General features: G+C 66.6%; 15 protein-coding genes, 2 pseudogenes and 1 riboswitch. Of the genes and pseudogenes, 6 read left to right on the top strand and 11 right to left on the bottom strand.

Features of this window, described 5'->3' with window-relative positions:
• Window positions 1-249: 249 nt before the first annotated feature.
• Window positions 250-522: riboswitch (cobalamin riboswitch) on the top strand.
• Between the two features lie 141 nt (window positions 523-663).
• Complete coding sequence (gene metE / locus ACQPYR_RS10985; protein WP_433630734.1) at window positions 664-2919, top strand: 5-methyltetrahydropteroyltriglutamate--homocysteine S-methyltransferase; 2256 nt, start codon at window positions 664-666, stop codon at window positions 2917-2919.
• Window positions 2920-3374: 455 nt separating this feature from the next.
• Here the strand turns inward: metE and ACQPYR_RS10980 are convergent, their stop codons facing one another.
• The 3 genes from ACQPYR_RS10980 to prpB all read right to left on the bottom strand — a co-directional run bounded on the left by ACQPYR_RS10980 (window position 3375) and on the right by prpB (window position 5962).
• A complete protein-coding gene (locus ACQPYR_RS10980) occupies window positions 3375-3761 on the bottom strand; it encodes a nuclear transport factor 2 family protein (RefSeq protein WP_433630731.1) in 387 nt (128 codons plus the stop codon).
• A 93-nt stretch (window positions 3762-3854) separates the two neighbouring features.
• Window positions 3855-4973, bottom strand: coding sequence for a bifunctional 2-methylcitrate synthase/citrate synthase (locus tag ACQPYR_RS10975; protein ID WP_433630728.1), 1119 nt, complete (start codon window positions 4971-4973; stop codon window positions 3855-3857).
• 2 nt (window positions 4974-4975) lie between these two features.
• Entirely contained in the window at window positions 4976-5962 is a 987-nt protein-coding gene (prpB, locus tag ACQPYR_RS10970; RefSeq protein ID WP_433635095.1) for a methylisocitrate lyase, read from the bottom strand.
• Window positions 5963-5988: 26 nt separating this feature from the next.
• Between prpB and ACQPYR_RS10965 the strand changes: the two genes are divergently transcribed.
• The gene (locus ACQPYR_RS10965) at window positions 5989-6165 is read left to right on the top strand and encodes a DUF1737 domain-containing protein (protein ID WP_433630726.1); all 177 of its coding nucleotides are present in this window, start codon (window positions 5989-5991) and stop codon (window positions 6163-6165) included.
• An 8-nt stretch (window positions 6166-6173) separates the two neighbouring features.
• Here the strand turns inward: ACQPYR_RS10965 and prpD are convergent, their stop codons facing one another.
• The gene (prpD, locus tag ACQPYR_RS10960) at window positions 6174-7685 is read right to left on the bottom strand and encodes a 2-methylcitrate dehydratase PrpD (RefSeq protein ID WP_433630723.1); all 1512 of its coding nucleotides are present in this window, start codon (window positions 7683-7685) and stop codon (window positions 6174-6176) included.
• 149 nt (window positions 7686-7834) lie between these two features.
• Between prpD and ACQPYR_RS10955 the strand changes: the two genes are divergently transcribed.
• Window positions 7835-9256, top strand: coding sequence for a short-chain fatty acyl-CoA regulator family protein (locus ACQPYR_RS10955; protein ID WP_433635094.1), 1422 nt, complete (start codon window positions 7835-7837; stop codon window positions 9254-9256).
• Between the two features lie 72 nt (window positions 9257-9328).
• Here the strand turns inward: ACQPYR_RS10955 and recG are convergent, their stop codons facing one another.
• The 3 genes and pseudogenes from recG to ACQPYR_RS10940 form a co-directional block, all read right to left on the bottom strand.
• On the bottom strand, window positions 9329-11602 hold the full coding sequence (gene recG, locus ACQPYR_RS10950; RefSeq protein ID WP_433630720.1) for an ATP-dependent DNA helicase RecG: 2274 nt from the start codon (window positions 11600-11602) through the stop codon (window positions 9329-9331).
• A 4-nt stretch (window positions 11603-11606) separates the two neighbouring features.
• Window positions 11607-12281: pseudogene (locus tag ACQPYR_RS10945) on the bottom strand (DAK2 domain-containing protein); the annotation flags it as partial.
• Between the two features lie 594 nt (window positions 12282-12875).
• Window positions 12876-14117 (bottom strand): annotated as a pseudogene (locus ACQPYR_RS10940) (DAK2 domain-containing protein); the annotation flags it as partial.
• Window positions 14118-14964: 847 nt separating this feature from the next.
• On the opposite strand from ACQPYR_RS10940, the gene rpmB reads away from it, so the two are divergent.
• The 3 genes from rpmB to ACQPYR_RS10925 all read left to right on the top strand — a co-directional run bounded on the left by rpmB (window position 14965) and on the right by ACQPYR_RS10925 (window position 16572).
• Window positions 14965-15156: a 50S ribosomal protein L28 gene (gene rpmB / locus ACQPYR_RS10935; protein WP_011210730.1), complete on the top strand. Its 192-nt coding sequence runs from the start codon at window positions 14965-14967 to the stop codon at window positions 15154-15156.
• Window positions 15157-15258: 102 nt separating this feature from the next.
• Window positions 15259-15750: an N-acetyltransferase family protein gene (locus ACQPYR_RS10930; protein ID WP_433630717.1), complete on the top strand. Its 492-nt coding sequence runs from the start codon at window positions 15259-15261 to the stop codon at window positions 15748-15750.
• 39 nt (window positions 15751-15789) lie between these two features.
• Window positions 15790-16572 carry an enoyl-CoA hydratase/isomerase family protein gene (locus ACQPYR_RS10925; protein WP_433630716.1) on the top strand — a complete coding sequence of 261 codons (783 nt, stop codon included), beginning with the start codon at window positions 15790-15792 and terminating at the stop codon, window positions 16570-16572.
• On the opposite strand, the gene ACQPYR_RS10920 is transcribed toward ACQPYR_RS10925, so the two are convergent.
• Genes ACQPYR_RS10920 through thiL form a run of 4 tightly spaced genes read right to left on the bottom strand, consistent with a single transcriptional unit; the run spans window position 16573 to window position 19613 of the window.
• Complete coding sequence (locus tag ACQPYR_RS10920; protein ID WP_433630713.1) at window positions 16573-17436, bottom strand: alpha/beta fold hydrolase; 864 nt, start codon at window positions 17434-17436, stop codon at window positions 16573-16575.
• 58 nt (window positions 17437-17494) lie between these two features.
• Window positions 17495-17761, bottom strand: a complete 267-nt coding sequence (locus ACQPYR_RS10915) for a hypothetical protein (protein ID WP_040693471.1) — start codon at window positions 17759-17761, stop codon at window positions 17495-17497.
• Between the two features lie 44 nt (window positions 17762-17805).
• On the bottom strand, window positions 17806-18489 hold the full coding sequence (locus ACQPYR_RS10910) for a uracil-DNA glycosylase (RefSeq protein WP_433630710.1): 684 nt from the start codon (window positions 18487-18489) through the stop codon (window positions 17806-17808).
• Between the two features lie 11 nt (window positions 18490-18500).
• Window positions 18501-19613 (bottom strand): thiamine-phosphate kinase, encoded by a 1113-nt coding sequence (gene thiL / locus ACQPYR_RS10905; protein ID WP_433630707.1) that lies wholly within the window; start codon window positions 19611-19613, stop codon window positions 18501-18503.
• Window positions 19614-19750 lie beyond the last annotated feature (137 nt).

The following is a 19750-nucleotide window of genomic DNA, read 5'->3' as shown; positions in this document are numbered from 1 at the left end:
ATCTTCACAATCGTTCTTAGCAGAGTTGCGAAGTTTTGTTCATCTGCCCGTCACATCTCACCGTCCCTCGCGGTCACCAGTGCGGACGGGTGACACCGTCGACCGGAACATGACTGGCGACACCTTCGCAAACGCACGCGACATCGAGCGCGGTGAAAACCGAGTGTGCGGCCGACTATGCTGGTTGACGCAGCTGGTTCGCCGTGCGTAGACGAGATGGAGCCCCGACGTCGCGTCACGGAGTCGAGTTCGCGGATCGGTGTAACCGGTGCGCGGACGAGAGGGAACCCGGTGAGAATCCGGGACTGTCCCGCAGCGGTATGCAGGAACGACCGCCGTCATCAGCACTGGGTAGCCGTAGCGACTGCTTGCAGGTCGCTCGAAATGGGCCGTAGCGACTGCTTGCAGGTCGCTCGAAATGGTCAGCCCGGGAAGCGACGGCCAGTAGGTGAGCCCCGTACGGGGTCGGCCAGAAGGCCCGTGCCCGCAAGTCCGAAGACCTGCCAGCCGTGTCGGATACGCCGTATCCGGCGGCCACCGCCTCGTGGATTGGGCGCGCGGACCTCTGTGCGATTGTCGGGCTCCGTCGGTGCGCCGGCACGTTCACTCGGTCTCCGCTAGCTCGTAGGGCGATGGTCTTCGATCTCAGCACTGGAGAAATTCGTGACTGTTACGCATAACCCGTTCACCGCGACGGTTCTCGGTCTCCCGCGGGTGGGGCCGCACCGTGAGCTCAAACGCGCCACCGAGTCCTACTGGGCCGGACGCATCGACGCGGAGCAACTGCACGCGATCGCCCGCGACCTGCGGCGCGATCAGCTGACCGAATTACGAAGCGCCGGAATGGATTCCATCCCCGTCGGCACCTTCTCCTACTACGACCAGGTGCTCGATACCGCAGTGCTGCTCGGCGCGCTGCCGCCCAGAGTCGCCGGAATAGCCGATCCGCTGGATCGCTATTTCGCGGCGGCACGTGGCACCGACACGGTCGAACCCCTGGAGATGACCAAATGGTTCGATACCAATTACCACTACCTGGTGCCGGAAATCGGTCCGGAGACGACGTTCTCGCTGGATCCATCGAAGGCGTTGGACGAGTTGCGGGAGGCGCTCGCGCTCGGGGTGCCCGCGCGGCCTGTGGTGGTCGGACCCATCACCTTCCTGAAGCTGGCGAAGGCGACCGACGGTGCGGCGCTGGATCGCCTCGACGAGTTGGTGCCGCTCTATCGGGAGCTGTTGCGGCTGCTGGCCGTGGCGGGCGCGGAGTGGGTACAACTCGACGAGCCGATCTTGGTCACCGATCTGACCGCTGACGAGGTCGAACTCGTGCGGCGGACCTACGCTGACCTATCGGCCACGACGGATCGCCCCGCGCTGCTGGTTGCCACCTACTTCGGCAGGCCGGGTGCGGCGTTGAGCGGCTTGGCCGAGACCGAAATCGAAGGTATCGCACTGGATTTCACGGTCGACGCCGATCTGTCCGGTGTGCCGGCGCTGGCGAACAAGCTGCTGGTGGCGGGTGTGGTCGACGGTAGGAATGTCTGGCGGACCGATCTGGAAAAGGCTTTGGCGACGCTCGGCACGCTGCTGGGGTGCGCGAAATCCGTTGCGGTGTCGAGTTCCTGCTCGTTACTGCACGTGCCCTACACCTTGGCGAGCGAAACCGGCCTCGACGAGCGGCTGCGTTCGTGGTTGGCGTTCGGTGCGGAGAAGGTCGCCGAGGTGCGGTCGCTCGCGACCGGTCTGAGCGCGGGACCCGAGGCCATCGGCGACGAATTGGCCACGGTCCGCGCCGCCCTCGCCACCAGGCGCACCGATCCTCGGTTGGACAATTCGCAGGTGCGGGCGCGGCTGGCCACGCTCGGTGCGGATGCGACTCGGCGGGCACCCGCGCAACAGCGACGGGCATTGCAAGCCGAGCGGCTGCGGCTGCCATCGCTGCCGACCACGACGATCGGCTCGTATCCGCAGACCTCGGCGATCCGGCTGGCGCGTGCGGCACTGCGCAAGGGTGAGATCGACAGGTCCGAATACGTGCGGCGGATGCGGTCCGAGATCGCGGATGTCATTGCGTTGCAAGAACAGCTGGGCCTGGATGTACTTGTGCACGGCGAGCCGGAGCGCAATGACATGGTGCAGTACTTCGCCGAGCAGCTCGACGGATTCGCCGCCACCGATGCGGGCTGGGTGCAGTCCTACGGCACGCGTTGCGTGCGTCCGCCGATTCTGTTCGGCGATGTGGCGCGGCCCGCGCCGATGACCGTGGATTGGATCGGCTACGCGCAATCGTTGACCGATAAGCCGGTCAAGGGCATGCTGACCGGCCCGGTGACCATTCTGGCCTGGTCGTTCGTCCGCGATGACCAACCGTTGGCGGATTCGGCACGTCAAGTGGCGCTGGCGATCCGGGACGAGACGATCGATCTGCAGGCCGCCGGCATTCGGATCATTCAGGTCGACGAGCCCGCGCTGCGGGAACTGCTGCCGCTGCGCGCGGCCGATCAGGGCGAGTACCTGCGGTGGTCGGTCGGCGCTTTCCGGTTGGCGACCTCCGGAGTTTCGGATGCCACGCAGATCCACACCCATCTCTGCTATTCGGAATTCGGTGAGGTCATCGATGCGATCGCCGGATTGGATGCCGATGTGACCTCGATCGAGGCGGCGCGCTCGCATATGGAGGTGCTCGACGATCTGAATGCGGCGGGCTTCGATCTCGGCGTCGGGCCGGGCGTGTACGACATCCACTCACCGCGGGTGCCGCGTGTGCAGGAGATCACCGCGTCCCTGCGCGCCGCGCTGAAGGCCGTTCCCGCCGAACGGCTTTGGGTCAATCCGGACTGCGGATTGAAGACACGTGGACCAGTCGAGGTCGAGGCGTCACTGCGCAATCTGGTCGCTGCTGCGGCAGCGGTGCGCTAAGCGGATGGTGCGCTCGTCCTCTCGAGGCGGGGGCGAGCGCATCCGCCCGGGTTCGCGCCCTCTGGCGGACCATTCCCAACAGTTTCTACGCCGAGAGCGACGGCGGCCGCACCGTCCGACGCGAACACCCGACCTGACAATCGACCACATTGCCCCTCGAAGTCCGGGCAGCCCGATAGCGCGGTTTGGTCACCGTGCTATCGGGCTGCATATCAATGAGATTCGGCCCCAGGAAAAGGCCGTAGCCGACGGCGCGGCGTGTACCTCTCACAACTCTCGCCGTTGCGGACCATCGGCCGCAGGCGCGACCGCGCGCTCAGTGCCCGCCGCCAGGCCGTATGACATTCCGAGCAACGATCCATGCGTAACCCCTCCTCATACGTCGCCATCAGATATCACCCCCGATGTCCTATTCGACGCATGGCCGACCGATTCGGTTCCGCCGATTCCCGCGACTATTCGGCCGCGGGCTCGGTTCCGAATGCGCGATTGATGGCGGCCATATCGAAGTAGTCGCGCCAGGCGGTGATGGCGCCGTCGGCGACCTCGAAGACGCCCACTACCGGCAGCGGCGTGTCTTTGCCCAGGCCGCGCAGGATATCGGTGCGCTCGTTCATGACAATATTCCCGGCGGCGACCTGGTGGTGCACGTCGAATTCGATGGATTCGAAGGTGCTGAGGAAACCGGCGATGAAATCGCGGATGGCAGCGCGACCGTTGATGGGTTGCATCGGAATGTTGTGGTAGACGGCGTCTTCGGCGAAGAAGGCGCTGATCCGGTCCGGGTCGGGATCGGCCCAGCTGCGGCACATGGCGGTGACGATTTCGTCGGGGCTCGACATTCGGTTCGCTCGCTTCCTTGCGCCGATACGATCGGCACATCGGTCGATTCGATCGCCCCGATTACACCAAACAATTGCTTGGTTGCGCCAGGATCAGCCCGTGATCAGCAGTTCGCGCTGCGGCACCCCGACGTATTCGGACAGCGGGCGGATCAGCGCGTTGGCGGCGGACTGCTCGATGATGTGAGCGGTCCAGCCGGTGATGCGACTCAGCACGAAGATCGGCGTGAACATCTCGATGTCGAAGCCCATCAGGTAGTAGGCGGGTCCGGCCGGGAAGTCGAGGTTGGGTTTGATGCCGGTGGCTTGGGCCATGGCCTGCTCCAATGCGGTGTACATGCCCAACCAGCGCTGGCCACCGGTCACCTGCGCGACTTGGTCCAGAGCCTCGCGCATCGTCGGCACCCGCGAGTCGCCGTGCTTGTACACGCGATGCCCGAACCCCATGACCTTCTGTTTACTGGACAGCTTGGCGCGCAACCACGCCGCGGCCAGTTCGGGCTCACCGATCTCCAGCATCGCGCGCATGACGGCCTCATTGGCACCGCCGTGCAGCGGACCCTTGAGCGCACCGATCGCGGCGGTGATCGCGCTGTACATATCCGACCGGGTCGAGGTGACCACGCGCGCGGCGAAGGTAGATGCGTTGAAACTGTGCTCCGCGTAGAGAACCAGCGAAATCTCGAAGGCGCGCACAATGCGCGGATCCGGCACCTTGCCGAAGCACATGTTCAGAAAGTTCTCGGCAAAGCCCAGATGTGAATGCGGCGCAATAGGATCCAGTCCACGACGGCGGCGCATAGCAGCGGCGACGACCGTGGGCAGCACCGCGGTCAGCCGGAGCGCCTTCGCGAGCAATGCTCGATCACCTTGTGTGGCATCGAGTTCGGTATCCTCCGCGCCGAGGTAGCTGACCACGGTCCGGACCACATCCATCGGATGACAGTTCTGCGGCATCTTCTCGATGAGCGACAGGACCGAACGATCGATGCGCCGCTGGGCGCGTTCGCGTTGACACAACAGTTCGAGCTGGACGGCGTCGGGCAGTTCGCCGTACCACAGCAGGTAGGCGACCTCCTCGAAACCGCAGTGCCGGGCCAGATCCTGCACGGCATAACCGCGATAGGTCAGCGAATTCGTCTCGGGCACAACCTTGGAGATGCTGGTCGTATCAACCACCACGCCAGCCAGGCCCTTCTTGATTTCAGTCATCGTTACTCGCTCACTCCTCCGCCTCGCCGGCGCTCGGCTCCGTCGTGCGCGAAGCGCGCTGTGCTCATGGTTCGCTCGCTACGCTGGCTCACGGTGAAATTGAATATTCCGGAATCGAAGTCGTTGTACTGCTGGTAGTCGAGCAATTCGTAGAGTCGCGCCCGGGGTTGCATCTCTGCGACCAGTCCGGACTGCGTTCCGGTGGAGGCGATTTCACGCAGACCGCGCTCGACGGCGAACATCGCCAAGCGCAGCGTGGTCACCGGGTAGATGACGGCGTTGTAGCCGAGATCCGCCAGAGTTGGAGCTGATAGCAATTCCGACTTGCCGAACTCGGTCATATTCGCGAGCAGTGGAATATCCACCGCCGCACGGAACTTCGCGAATTCGGCGGCATCAGCGAGCGCCTCGGTGAAGACGAGGTCGGCCCCCGCGTCGGCATACGCCTTGGCTCGATCGATTGCCGCAGCCAGCCCCTCGGTCCCGCGCGCATCGGTGCGCGCGCAGACGACGAAGTTCGGATCCCGGCGGGCCGAGACCGCGGCACGCAACCGACGGACCATCTCAGCGACCGGAACCACGGCTTTGCCGTCGAGATGCCCACAGCGCTTGGGATTCACCTGGTCCTCGATATGGCAGCCCGCGAGCCCGGCATCTTCCAGCAGGGTCACCGTGCGCGCCGCATTCATCGGCTCGCCGAAGCCGGTATCGGCATCGATCAACACCGGCAGATCGGTCACCCGCGCGATCTGCTGTCCCCGCGCGGTCACCTCGGTGAGCGTGGTCAGGCCGATATCCGGTAGTGCGAGTTCGGCCGATACCACCGCGCCGGAGACATAGACGCCCTCGAAGCCGAGCTCCTGAATCAGCTTGGCCACCAACGGGTTGAAGGCTCCCGGCCAGCGCTGGATTTGTCCGGAGACCAACCCGGCGCGCAGTGCCACACGTTTATCGGCAGCGCTCGTGGCGGCGGCGAGCAGTCCGGTCATTGCGACCACCGCCCTAGGCTGAGCCCATGACTGAAGACCGTCCCCTGCGCTATCGGCTGATCACCGGCGTCGACGACGCCACCTTCTGCGAACGGATCAGCGGCCTGCTCGATCAGGGCTACCGGCTGCACGGATCGCCCGCCGTCACGTTCAACGGCACCGATGTGATCGCCGCGCAGGCGCTGGTCTGGGGGGAAGAGTAGCGCCGACATCAGAAGATCCCCTCGCGCACCCGCGGTGCCCGCCCCATAACCTCGGGCGATACCGTGAACGTCAGCTGATCGAGTTCCCCGGGGGCCAACTCCGGTGTGCGCTGCACCGCGTCCAGGAAACGGTCCTGCTCCGCGGGTTCGATCACACCCTCGGCCAGCGTGCGGAACTTCGCGATGTACTGCTCGCGCGTGAACGGCCGCGCACCCAGCGGATGCGCATCCGCCACCGCGAGCTCATCGACAATCGTCTCGCCACTCTTCAGCGTCACGACCGCCCGTGCCCCGAAGGCCTTTTGGTTGGGATCGGTGGCGTGATAGCGGCGCGTCCATTCCGGATCCTCGACCGTCGAGATCTTGCGCCACAGCGCGACGGTATCCGCCCGACGTGCACGCTCGGGTGCGTAGGACCGCTCGTGATGCCAACCGCCGTCCTGTAGCGCGACCGCGAATATAAAAGGAACGGAATGGTCGAGCGTCTCGCGGCTGGCGTGCGGATCGAACTTCTGCGGATCACCGGAGCCCGTGCCGATGACCACATGCGTGTGGTGGCTGGTATGCAGCACGATGGTGGCAATCTGATCGAGGTCGCCGATGCGCGCCCGCATTCGGCGCGCGAGATCGATGGGCGCTTGGCTCTGGTACTCGGCCGAATGCTCTTTTGTGTAGCTGTCCAGAATGGCCCGCTTCGCCTCGCCCGGGCTCGGCAGCGGCACCTGATATTCGGCTTCCGGACCACCGAGCAACCAGGCGATAACGCCGTCGGCCCCCTCCCAGATCGGTGCGGGCGCGCCCTCGCCGCGCATCGCTCGGTCGACCGCCTCCACCGCCATCTTCCCGGCGAATGCCGGGGCATATGCCTTCCAACTGGAGATCTCGCCCTTGCGGGACTGCCGGGTGGCGGTGGTGGTGTGCAGCGCCTGCCCGATCGCCTGATAGATCGTCTCGGTATCCAGGCCCAGTAGCGTCCCGATGCCCGCAGCGGCCGATGGACCGAGATGCGCGACGTGATCGATCTTGTATTCGTGCAGGCAGATTCCGCGCACCAGGTCGATCTGGATCTCGTAACCGGTGGCCAGGCCACGGATCAACGCGGCGCCACCACGACCGGTGTGCTGGGCGACGGCGAGGATCGGCGGAATATTGTCGCCCGGATGGGAGTACTCGGCGGCGAGGAAGGTGTCGTGAAAGTCGAGTTCGCGCACCGCGACTCCATTCGCCCACGCGGCCCACTCCGGCGACACCCGGCGCTGCGTCAACAAGCCGAAAACCGTGGCGCCCGACCGCGCATCCGGCTGTGCGAGTGCCTGCGCCCGCGCATTCGTCACAGGGCGGCGCAGCAGCGCGGCCGCCGCGACGGCGGCATTGTCGATGATCCGGTTCACGATCATCGCGCTGACCTCCGCGGTCACCTCGACCGGATCGGCGGCGACCTCGGCAATTCTGGTAGCCAAATGTTCTGTGCGCGGAAAGTCCGCGGCGGCGGAGCGGGCGCGTACGATATGGGTTTTCATCCATCCTCCGGTTCCAGACGGGCCAGTGGCCCTACTTCGCACGCTACGCAGGATTGATCTTCGGCAAAATCCCTTGCAACAGCAGATTTCTGCGGGCGAGAATCCTCCATTTTGCGATGATTGCGAATTCCGAGGGCTACCATCTTGCGGTGCGCAAGATGTACGCGGGCGCCCGACTAAGACGGTTGCGCGAGGAACGGCGGATGACCCAGGCGGCACTGGCGAAATCCCTGGATCTATCGCCCAGCTACCTGAACCAGCTCGAGCGCGACCAGCGACCGCTCACCATTCCGGTGCTGCTGAAGCTCAACTCCACCTTCGACCTCGACGTGCAATTCTTCGCGGCCGACTCCGATGCCCGGCTGGTCTCGGATCTGCACGAGGTCCTCGTCGACGCGGCGGGCGGTGACAGTGCGCCACTGACCGAGGTGGAGGAACTGGCGACGCGACTACCGGAGGTCTCCCGAATCGTCGTCGCGATGCATCGGCGATTACGCGCCGCGACAGATCAACTCGATCTGCTCTCCGCAAGGGTGGCCGCGCCCACGGGCGCACCCGGCGTGCCCATGCCGTATGAGGACGTGCGGGACTTCTTCTACGACCATCACAATCACATCGCGCCGCTCGATCATGCGGCCGAACAGCTCTTCGAGGAGTGCGGTCTGAGCATCGGATCCCTCGATCGACAACTCGCCAGGGTGGCCGAGGAGCGCGCCGGGGTCACCGTGCTGGTCCGCGGTGACGGCGCGGATCCGTCCATCCCGAAACGGCAGTACGATCCGGACAGCCGCACGCTGACGCTGGCGCGGCGGCTGCGTCCCGGGCAGCGCGCATTTCAAATCGCCACTACCCTCGGTTTTCTGCTGTACGGCAAGGAACTCGATGCCGTACTCGCCGAAACGCCGTCGCTCACCGGCGAATCCAGGACATTGGCGCGGATCGGGTTGGCGAATTACTTCGCGGGCGCGTTGGTGCTGCCTTACGGCCGCTTTCTGCGGTCGGCCGAGGAACTGCGCTACGACATCGATCTGCTCAGTCTGCGTTTCGAGGTCGGCTTCGAGACCATCTGCCACCGGTTGAGCACCCTGCAGCGGCAGGGGCAGCGCGGCGTTCCGTTCTTCCTGGTCCGCACCGACCGGGCGGGCAATATCTCGAAACGCCAGTCCGCCACGGCATTCCATTTCTCCCGGGTCGGCGGCAGCTGCCCGCTGTGGGTGGTGCACGAGGCCTTCGCCAATCCGGGTCGGATCCTGACCCAGATGGCGGCGATGCCCGACGGTCGCCGCTACCTCTGGATCGCCCGCACCGCGCTCGCGGGCCCCCACGGATTCAGCACGGCGACAAAGGATTTCGCGATCGGCCTGGGTTGCGATATCGAATACGCCGACCGGCTGGTGTATTCGAACGGCCTACACCTCGACAGTCCGGCCGCAGCGGTGCCGATCGGCGCGGGCTGCAAGGTCTGCGAGCGCCCCTCCTGCCCGCAGCGCGCCTTCCCTCAGATCGGCAGCCCCCTCGCAGTCACCGAGCACATCAGCACGGATCTGCCCTACCCCCGAGTCCTGCGCTAGTTCTGGACAATTGATCACCATGCGCTGGTGCAGGCAGACGTCGAGAAGGACTCTCCACCAGCGCATTCTCGATCAGGACTTCGCGAGGTATTCGAGGCGTTCGGCGTCTACGGCGGCGTGCATCATGGTGGCCAGGCCTGGGTGGTGGTGTAGGCCTGGGTCGGCTTCGACTAGTTGGCGGGCGAGGTCCTGGGCGGCGGTGATGACTTCGAGGTCGTCGAGGAGGGAGAGCAGGCGCAGGGAGCGGGCGGTGCCGGATTGGGCGGCGCCGAGGACGTCGCCTTCGCGGCGTTGGCGCAGGTCGAGGACGGCGAGTTCGAAGCCGTCGGTGGTGGCGGCGACGGCATCGAGCCGGGCCATGGCGGTGCCGGTGGGGCCCGCGTCGGTGATGAGCAGGCACAGGCCGGGGTGCTTGCCGCGGCCGATGCGGCCGCGCAACTGATGCAGCTGGCTGACACCGAAGCGGTCCGCGTCCACGATGACCATGACGGTCGCATTCGGCACGTCGACGCCGACCTCCACGACCGTGGTGCAGACGAGCACATCGATGTCGCCATCGTTGAATGCGCGCATCACCTGGTCTTTTTCATCGGTCGGGAGCCTGCCGTGCAGCAGGCCGACCCGCACGCTCGCGAGCGGACCAGTGCGCAGCATGTCGAAGACCTCGAGCGCCGCGGCCGTGGTCGGGCCCTCCTTCTCCTCTGCCTTCGCTGCCTTCTTGCCGTTGCGGCCCTTGCTGTTCTCCTCGTCGTCGCCGATGCGCGAGCACACCACATAGGCCTGTCGACCGGCGCCGACCTCCTCGAGAATGCGCTCCCAGACACGGTCGACCCAGTTCGGATGCTGTTTGCGCGGCACCACCTTCGACACGATCGGCGAGCGACCGCGGGGCAGCTGGGTGAGGGTCGAGGTCTCCAGATCGCCGAGAGTGGTCATGGCGATGGTGCGGGGAATCGGAGTCGCGGTCATAACCAGCAGATGCGGGCTGGTGCCGGATTTCGCCTTGGCGCGCAACGCATCCCGCTGTTCGACACCGAACCGATGTTGTTCGTCGACGATCACCATGCCGAGATCGAAGAACTCCACCGCGTCCTGGATGAGCGCGTGTGTGCCGATCACAATGCCCGCCTCGCCGGTCACCGCATCGAGTAGCGCAGCCTTCTTCGCCGACGCCGACATCGAGCCGGTCACCAGCACGACCTTGGTCGCGTTGTCGGCGGCGCCGAGTTCACCGGCGGTGCCGAGATCGCCGAGCATCGTACGCAGTGACCGATAGTGTTGGGCAGCAAGGACTTCCGTTGGAGCGAGCAGCGCACACTGCTGACCGGCGTCGACCACCTGCAGCATGGCATGCAGCGCGACGATGGTCTTGCCCGAACCCACCTCACCTTGCAGTAGCCGGTGCATCGGGTGGCTACGCGCGAGATCGTCGGAGATCTCCGCGATCACCTGCTGCTGTCCCTCGGTCAGTTCGAAGGGCAGGCGGGTGTCGAAAGCCGCGGCGATACCGTCGGATCGGGGCGGACACGGCCGGGCCGCTCGTGCCTGCGCATCGTGTCGCCGCTCGGCGAGGACAAGTTGCAGGGCGAGCGCCTCGTCGAAACGCAAACGCTCCCTGGCCTGTTCGATATCGGACTTGCGTTCGGGCAGGTGGATCAGGCGCAGCGCGTCGGAGATCTTCATCAGCGCGCGGTCGTCGCGCAGCTCGCTCGGCAGCGGATCGTCGATCGGGTCGAGCTGGTCGAGTACCTGCCGGATGCAGGCGAGCAGATCCCAGCTCTGCACTTTCGCGGTCGCCGGGTATACCGGGATGTATTCCCGTTCGAAGAACGAGACATCCACTCCCCCTTTACCTTTCGCGCTCTGCGCCAATCCGCGCAAGGCGCCGCCGCCGCGCACCGAGGTGAGGTTCTCGATCGAATCCTCTTCCTTCTCGGGCAGGATCAGATAATCGGGATGTGAAAGGTTCCAGCGGTCCGGGCGCCACCAGTGCACGGTGCCCGACATCATGGCCCGGACTCCTTCGCGGACAAGGTAACTCACCTTGTCTCCGTTGAAGAAGGTGATATCGATCGGGGCGACCGAACCGGTGTCGAGGGCCACCTTGAGCAGTCGCCCCCTGCGGTTCTTCATCGGGCGCAGTTCGGTTTTCGTCACCCGACCGATGACGGTGATGTGCGCGCCCTCTTCCGGCTGCTCCTGGGTAAGCGGCTGGCCTTGGGTGGCATAGCGTAATGGGTAGTGCCGCAACAGATCCTCGACGGTGTGCATGTCGAAGGCATCGGCGAGCGGCTCGGCCGCCTTCACGCCGAGCAGGTGGTCCAGCCGATCGCTGAGTGTCGCCATATCCCTATTCCACCCCTATCTGCACCAGATCCGCTTGCTGCCCACCGGAATACACGCTCACCTCGACGCCGGGGAAGCCGTTCGCGATATGCGTGGCCAGTTCGTCCGCGAGTTCGTCGGAGGCCGCCGCGCCCATGAGCAAAGTGACCAGCTCACCGCCGAACGCGAGCATCCGGTCGAGCAGGGTCCGGCCCGCGGTCGGCACATCTCGGTCGATCACCACGACATCGTGACCGACCAGCCCCAGCCCATCACCGGCCTCGCAGGTGCCGACCATGGTGAGCGCCCGTTCTGTCGCAGCACGCAATGATCCCCAGCGGGTCGCGGCCGCCGCTTCCGACATGGCGAACGCATCGTCCACCGCGATCCGGCCGCAATCGTGCACCGCCAGCGCCGCCAACCCCTGCACCATCGACCCGCTCGGCAACAACAAGACGTCCCGATGCGCGTCACGCGCCGCAACACCGACCGCGACCAACTCGTGCGCGGGCAGCGCGCCATTCGGCAGCACCAACACCTCCCGATTCGGCAGCCGCCGAATCGCCGCAAGCAGCGCCGCACTGGTCACCGCCCCATCACCGCCGAGCACCACCGCACCCCCGGCCTCGAACAGCGCCGCCGCACCATCCCCCGATGCAACAGCCAGGACGGCGCGGTCTGCGGGACCGTCGTGATCGGGACCGATGTGCGCGGTTGCGCCGGATCCGGTCGTGCCGGAAGCTTCAGCACGCGCGGGCGCATCAGTGCGTCCAACGCCTCGAGGTTGCCCGGGGTCATGAACCTGACCCGAAGCATCGGCGGCGGCCTCATCAGGGCGGCCAGCAGCAATACGCGTGCTCGCCTCAGTGCGTCCCGGCCGCACGACCCCATCAGCGCCACCCACAGCAGCACGCGTGGTCACGTCGGTGCGATCCGGCCCCACGACGGCATCAGCGCCACCCACAACGCCAGCGGCGACCCCATCAGGGCAGCCGGCAACACGCGTACTCACGTCAGTGCGCCCAGGCTCCACGACCCCATCAGCGCCACCCGCACCGTCGGCGGCCGGGGCTAGATCGCGGTGCCCAGCAGCATCAGTAGGTGCGGGTCCGATCGTGCGCCCGGCACCACCAGGTCGCCCTGCGGTACCAGTGCGATCGGGAACATCGGCGGGCGCTGCGTCACGGTGCCCGACGACCTCAGCGCGGTCGGCAAAGTCGGCGAGCGGGAATTTGCCCGAGTGTGCGGCCGCGTCGTAGTGCGCGGGTGTTGGGCGAGCGGTGATGGTGAAGCTTTCGATGCGGATGGCGCTGAGGGTGCCGGTTGCTATGCCTGCCTCGACGGCGGCGCCCGCGTCGGCGCAGTGGACGTGTGCGGACCAGGAGCCCGCGCCGTCGCCGACGACCACCACCGAGTCGCCGAGGTCGGCGAGGCGATCTCGGAGGCGGGCGATTCGTCGGTCGTCGGTGTCGGAGAGGAGGTACATCACCTCGAAGTGGGGTTCGGCACTGTTCAGAGGTTCGGCACAGGTGCCGCGCGGTTCGGCGTCGGTTCGCGGTGCGGAATCGGCGTGCGCAGGGACGGTGGCGCGATCGACACTTGCCTCGAATGCGAATTCGCCGCGCGCGTACGCCGGTCGATCGGGGGTTCGGCCGAGGGTGACCGCGACCAGACTGTCGAGCAACACGACCAACCCGCGCGCCCCCGCATCGACCACTCCCGCCTCGCGCAGCACGCCGAGCTGGGCGGGCGTATCGCCGAGCGCCTCGGCAGCGCCGTCGGCCGCCGCCACCGCCACATCGGCCAGGGTTGATTCCGGAGATGCCGCCGCACATTCGGCTGCCCGCTCCAGGACGGTCAGGATCGTCCCCTCGACCGGCACGCTCAGCGATTCCCGAACCAGCGCCGATGCCGTGGCCAGCGCGTCACGCAACGTCTGCGCCGTCAGCGGCCCCCCGCGCGCCGCCTCGGCAATCCCCCGCAACACCTGCGACAAGATGATCCCGGAGTTTCCACGCGCACCGAGTGTCGCCCCGCGCGCCATCGCCGCGGCCACATCGTGCGTCGAGAACGCGCCCGGTTCGAGATACCCGACCGCGGCTCCACCCGACTGCGCTGCACTGAAGCCATTCCGCGAGCTGTCCCGCCCGGCAAGATCAGGCGGGTTGGGGCGATCAACGCCGTGCCGGGCGATAACTCGATCCGTGAACTCCCCGGGCGACTCCGCCGCGGATTGCGACACCGCGACGCCGCCATCCGCTCCTGCGCCCGATATCGCCCCATTCCCGACCGCCTCGGCATCGGACTCCTCGACACCATCGACCGCCCCAGCATCCGCTGCAAAGCCGTCGGCCGCGGAATCGTGCGATCGCTCGACACCACGCTCGACAGGACCAGGCACAGCCGGGCAATCGACACCGCTCGTAGCGATCGTTCGATCCGCGAACTGCTCAGACGACGCCGCCACAGCATCTGGTGTCACCGCACCACCGCCCGCCCCCGCCGCAACAGCACCGACCGCCCCGTCATCCGACATCGCGGCACCACCGACCACCCCGCCATCCCCTGCAAAACCCTCGGGCACGGATCGCGCGGACCCACGCTGTACAGGACTAGGCACCCTCGGGCGATCGACACCGTTGGCGGCGATGGCTCCGCCCGCGAACTCCCCCAGCGACGCGGCCCCGCCATCCGACATCGCGGCACCGGCCGCCTCAGCATTCACTGCATAACCGGCGGCCGCCAGAGCATCGGCTGCATAACCGGCGAAACCATCCGATTGCTCGGCCCCGCGCGCCGAGATCACCGCGGCATCCGCGGCCTGCATTGCCGCTCGCATGGTGGCGAGCATGTTCGTACCCGTGTCGGCGTCGGCGATGGGGAAGACGTTGAGGGCGTTGATTTCCTCGCGACGCTGCTGCAGGCCTTCCAGGCAGATGCGCCCCCAGCGCAGCAGGGCCGTGCCGTTCAGTTCATTCGGACCGGCGACGGCAGGCAGACCCGCGTCAGGGCCGTCGCCCATCATGTCCCGCACTCCGGGCACCGCCACCTCTCTCCGCGATCGTTCACACCGCCGTGCCACCCGTACCCAAGCGACTGCTGGCAGATCGCTCGAAAGGTTCTGCCACCGTTGGCCAGGTTAGCTGGCGATACCGACAGTCGATCGGCGACACCGATCCACTACCATCGGGTGTGCCCGCGGGTCGTCGGTTCATGACCCGGTTTGGTGGATCAGGGCGCCGCCAGCTACCCTTGCAGGGTTGCCTAGCGCGGCCGAGAGGGTTCGCGCTGGCCGACGTGAGTCGGCAGGGCATTAAGACATTGTTTCCGGACATGCTGCCGACGTGCGGCGGTCCCCACATGACATGAAGGAGTTCGCGACTATGGCTGCCGTCTGCGACGTCTGCGCCAAGGGCCCCGGCTTCGGGAAGTCGGTCTCGCACTCGCACCGGCGTACCAACCGTCGTTGGAACCCGAACATCCAGACCGTGCGCGCACAGGTCGCGCCGGGCAACACCCGCCGCATGAACGTGTGCACCTCCTGCCTGAAGGCGGGCAAGGTCGTTCGCGGCTGATTTCCCAGAGACCGACATACGCCCCGACACCACCCGGTGCTCGGGGCGTAGTCATCTGCGGACCCTGGTCATCGCCGACCGCCCTCGGCAACGATGGTCTCCATGACCCAGCCCGCCTGGCGCATAGCCCCACTCACCACCGAATACGTTCACGGCCTCGCCGAATGCCATATCGCCTGCTGGCGTGAGGCCTATCGCGGTCTGGTCCCCGACCACATCCTGGATGCGTTCGAGGTCGACCGCCGCGCCGAGCAGTGGGAACGCGTCCGGGTCCGCAACCCGGGCAGCGCCTACGTCGCCCTCTTCGACGACGAGGTGATCGGATTCTCGTGTGCGAGCGCGTCACGCGACGAATCACCGGTCACCCCAACCGAACTCAATGCCCTCTACGTCCGCGCCGCCTGGTACGGCACCGGCGTCGCTGACGACCTCATCCGTGCCGCCGTCGCACCCGACATACCGTGCTCTCTCTGGGTCTTCGAGAAGAACCCGCGCGCCCAGGCCTTTTACCGCAAACACGGTTTCGAACTCGACGGCACCAGCCGCATCGAGGCCTTCACCCCCGCCATCGAAGTCCGCATGGTCCGCCGCTGACCGGAGGACGGCTCGGGGCGGGGAGCTAATGTGCTGGTCATGACTTCCACGCAGACCGAGTACATCACCGTCGTCGACGGCGTACTACAGATCACCATCTCGACCGCCGCAAATGGCACTTCCCTGGACTTCGCGGGCATCAACGCGGGCACCGAGGCATTGCGATCGGTCGACCGCGAGATCGGGGCCGTCCTGCTGACGGGCGCCGGACCGAACTTCTCCGCGGGTGGCAATGTGCGTGGTTTCGCGGCGGCCGAGGATCGGGCCGGTCATATCTACGGCCTCGCGACGGATCTGCACGATTTCGTCCGCGCGCTCGACGAGACCATCGTGCCCGTCGTCGCCGGGGTGCAGGGGTGGGCGGCCGGAGCCGGGATGAGCCTGGTGTGCGCGGCGGATATCGCGATCGGCGGCCCGAGCACCAAGCTGCGCCCGGCGTATCCGGGCATCGCGTTGAGCCCGGACGGCGGCATGTCGTGGACGCTACCGCGGATCGTCGGCGCCGGCCGCGCCCGCGAAATCCTGCTCACCGATGCGATTCTCGACGCCGAAACGGCAGTTCAGCTCGGCATCCTGAGCCGGCTCGTCGATGACGAGCAGGTGCGGGCCGAGGCACTGGAGGTGGCCCGAACCCTCGCCAGCGGACCGCGATCCGCCTACGCGGGCATCAAATCGCTACTGGCACGGTCGAATTCGTCGACGCTGAGCGATCAGCTCGACTACGAGCGCGATGCCATCAGCGCCGCGGCGAACAGCCCGGCCGGACGCGAGGGCGTGGATGCCTTCGTCGAGAAGCGCAAGCCCGACTACCGGAACCGGTAGCTAACCGCGCACCTGGAGCACGAATTTCGCGACCGCGTCGGTGAACGAATCGTTGTCGTCACCGGCCGCGGTATGCGCCGCGCCGCCGATCTCGACCAGCTGCGCATGCGGCACCAGTGCCTGGAATTCCGCGGCGCCTTCCGGCGTCACCACGTCGGACTGCATGCCGCGCACCAGCATTACGGGAATGGTGAGGGCGCGCGCGGCGGCTTCCAGCTGCGGCACCATTTCGCTCGCATCCTCGACGCGATCACCGAGCATATCCGGATCCCAATGCCAGTACCATCGGCCGTCACGGCGGCGCAGATTGCGCAGCAGGCCGTCGGTGTTCTTGGGCCGTGGCCGATGCGGCATATATTCCGCGACCGCGTCGGCGGCCTGCTCCAGGCTGTCGAAGCCGTCGCGATGTTTGCCGAGGAAGTCGATCACCCGCGCGACACCGGCGGGTTCGGGGCGGGTGACGATGTCGACGAGCACCAGGGCCGTGATCGCCGCGCCGCCTGGATCCGCGGTGGTCAGCAGGCCGGTTATCCCGCCCATGCTCGCGCCGACAACAACCGCGGGGGTGGCCAGCTGTTCGAGGACCGCGACCAGGTCAGCGACCATCGTGGCGCGGCGGTAATCGGCGTTCGGCGACCATTCGCTGTCGCCGTGGCCGCGCGCGTCCAGCGTGACGACCCGCATCCCGGCGGCGGCCAGCTTCGCGCCGGTCTGCTTCCACGAGTGTCTGGTCTGACCACCACCGTGCAGAAACAGGACGAGCGGGCCGTCCGCCGGGCCGAACTGGTCGGCGGCCAGCTCGATCCCATCCGAACCGCGCAGCCGCAGCCGGATCGGATCGAGAAGGTTGTTCGCATTACTCACGATCCGAGGATCGCACAGTTACCGCTGGGGTTCATGCGAGTCCCCGGTCAATGGGACCTCAGCAGTCCCACTTGCCCTGCGCGCTGATGGTGTTCTGCAGCAGGCACGCGACCTTGGCATTCACCGAGGACGAGATGGTCGAGGAGCCATTGGAGGTGAATTCCTCGCCGACCGGTGCGGCGGTCTTCGGCGCGGAGGTTTCCGTGGCGGGCTCGAGCGGCAACCCGGCCGCATTCGCCGCCGCACTGCCGCCGGCCAGGGCCGCGCACAGGGCCAGCGTGGCGGTGGTGCCGCGCAGTGCGCCGCGAACGGTCTTGTTCTGCATGTAATTGTGCTCCTCTACTGTGTTTTAACCTCGACGCCCGGGATCTAGGGCAGGCGCCAGTCAACAGGTTCGGCACCCAATTCGTCGAGTAGTTCATTCACTCGTGAGAAGGGTCGCGAACCAAAAAAGCCGCGCGAGGCCGACAGTGGTGACGGGTGCACGGATTCGATATAGGGCACCTCGGCCGCGGCCAGCTGCGGTTTCAGTGTCTGTGCGTCACGACCCCACAGGATCGCGACCAGCGGTTCGTCCCTGGCCACCAGGGCGCGAATCGCCTGATCGGTCACCGCTTCCCAGCCCTTGCCGCGGTGCGAGGCGGGCTGTCCCGGCGAAACCGTCAGGACTCGGTTCAGCAGCAATACGCCCTGATTCGACCACGGGCTCAGGTCGCCGTTGGACGGTGTCTCGTGGCCGAGGTCTTTGCTGTATTCGGCGAAGATATTGGCGAGGCTGCGCGGCACCGGCGAAACATCCGGGGCGACAGAGAAACTCAGGCCCATCGGATGTCCGGGCGTCGGATACGGATCCTGGCCGACGACGAGCACGCGCACCGCATCGAACGGACGCTGGAAAGCGCGCAGCACATTCTCACCGGCAGGTAGATAACCGCGGCCCGCCGCATTCTCCGCGCGCAGGAATTCGCCCATCGCCGAGATCTGTTCGGCAACCGGTTCGAGAGCCTTCGCCCAACCCGGATCCATGATTTCCGTCAGTGGTTTCGCGCCCATGACCGCACAACCTATCGTGGCTTTGGCTCGGATGCCGAGTCCACCCCGCTGAACGATTCCCAGCCCCCACTGCCCGGATGCCGCACGCCGTCGACGGTGATGCCGTGACCTGCCAGCACCCGTCCGATCGGCACCCAACCGGGCGGCAGCTCACGGTGCGCGGGCCAGGTTCCGGCGAATGCGTGATCTTCGCCGCCGGTCAGAATCCATTGCGCCGCATCGGCATCCAGACGCCGCGCGATGGTCGCCAGAGCCGGATCGCGCAATGACTTCGAGTGGATATCGATGGCGACGCCGGACGCCTCGGCGATATGGCCCAGATCCGCGAGCAATCCGTCCGAAATGTCGGTGAGCGCGGTGGGTGTCGTGGGCAATTCGGTGGGAGACCCGATGACGCCTTCCGATTCGAACTCCGTCGCGTTCTGATCCGACACCCCGATGTGCTCCGAACCGAGCACGCCTTCCGCCGAGGACGCTCCCGAGTTGTCCACTTCGGCAGCGGAATCGGCGACAACAGCGAGCACAGCCGAATAGGGCGGCTGTGGGACCCGATGGGCCGCAAGCACTTCGGCGAATAGTTCGTCTGCCGGATCGAATCCGGCGGTCAGCACCGCCAACCCGGCTGCGGACCAGCCGAGGCGACCGACCACCGCGACCGTATCCCCCACGCGTGCACCGGCTCTGGTGATCGGCGCGCGGCCGTCCAGATCACCGAAAGCGGTGACCGAGATGACCAGCTGCGGGCTGCGCACCACATCGCCGCCCGCGATGGAACCGCCCGCGCGACGCGCCTCGGCCCACATCCCGTCGGTGAGCCCGTCCACCAGCTCGAGCGGCGTATCGGCCGGGCAACCGAACGCCACCACGAATGCGGTCGGCACGGCACCCATCGCGACCACGTCGGCGGCGTTCTGCGCGATGGCCTTGCGCCCGATATCGCGCGGATCGGACCAGTCGAGGCGGAAATGTCGATCCTGGATCAGCATGTCGGTGGTGACCACGAAACGGCCGTCCGGCGCGGCCACCAGGGCGGCGTCGTCACCGGGGCCGAGCAGCACGCCGGGCGCCTGCGTCCGCCCCGAGTTGATCCGCTCGATCAGCGCGAACTCCCCCAGCTCACGCACTGTCCTCGGCCGTGTGCTGTCGCTGATGACCTGGTCCCTTCCGGCGTCGTGCTGGCTGAAATCGCCCCGAGGGTACCCTTTCCAAGGCAATCGAGTACTACCAGGCCGGTGCGCGGCATCCATCCCCCAGGTGACCG

Source organism: Nocardia sp. CA-120079, from assembly GCF_050955745.1.
Classification (GTDB): Bacteria; Actinomycetota; Actinomycetes; order Mycobacteriales; family Mycobacteriaceae; genus Nocardia.
Note: the sequence above shows the minus strand (reverse complement) of the source record. Positions and strands in the feature narration are given on the sequence as shown.

What these genes read in the sequence shown, in the direction of transcription:
- ACQPYR_RS10980 (WP_433630731.1), bottom strand. Translation starts at nt 3,761, where the DNA reads ATGTCGAGCCCCGACGAAATCGTCACCGCCATGTGCCGCAGCTGGGCC.
- ACQPYR_RS10975 (WP_433630728.1), bottom strand. Translation starts at nt 4,973, where the DNA reads ATGACTGAAATCAAGAAGGGCCTGGCTGGCGTGGTGGTTGATACGACC.
- prpB (WP_433635095.1), bottom strand. Translation starts at nt 5,962, where the DNA reads ATGACCGGACTGCTCGCCGCCGCCACGAGCGCTGCCGATAAACGTGTG.
- ACQPYR_RS10965 (WP_433630726.1), top strand. Translation starts at nt 5,989, where the DNA reads ATGACTGAAGACCGTCCCCTGCGCTATCGGCTGATCACCGGCGTCGAC.
- prpD (WP_433630723.1), bottom strand. Translation starts at nt 7,685, where the DNA reads ATGAAAACCCATATCGTACGCGCCCGCTCCGCCGCCGCGGACTTTCCG.
- recG (WP_433630720.1), bottom strand. Translation starts at nt 11,602, where the DNA reads ATGGCGACACTCAGCGATCGGCTGGACCACCTGCTCGGCGTGAAGGCG.
- rpmB (WP_011210730.1), top strand. Translation starts at nt 14,965, where the DNA reads ATGGCTGCCGTCTGCGACGTCTGCGCCAAGGGCCCCGGCTTCGGGAAG.
- ACQPYR_RS10930 (WP_433630717.1), top strand. Translation starts at nt 15,259, where the DNA reads ATGACCCAGCCCGCCTGGCGCATAGCCCCACTCACCACCGAATACGTT.
- ACQPYR_RS10925 (WP_433630716.1), top strand. Translation starts at nt 15,790, where the DNA reads ATGACTTCCACGCAGACCGAGTACATCACCGTCGTCGACGGCGTACTA.
- ACQPYR_RS10915 (WP_040693471.1), bottom strand. Translation starts at nt 17,761, where the DNA reads ATGCAGAACAAGACCGTTCGCGGCGCACTGCGCGGCACCACCGCCACG.
- ACQPYR_RS10910 (WP_433630710.1), bottom strand. Translation starts at nt 18,489, where the DNA reads ATGGGCGCGAAACCACTGACGGAAATCATGGATCCGGGTTGGGCGAAG.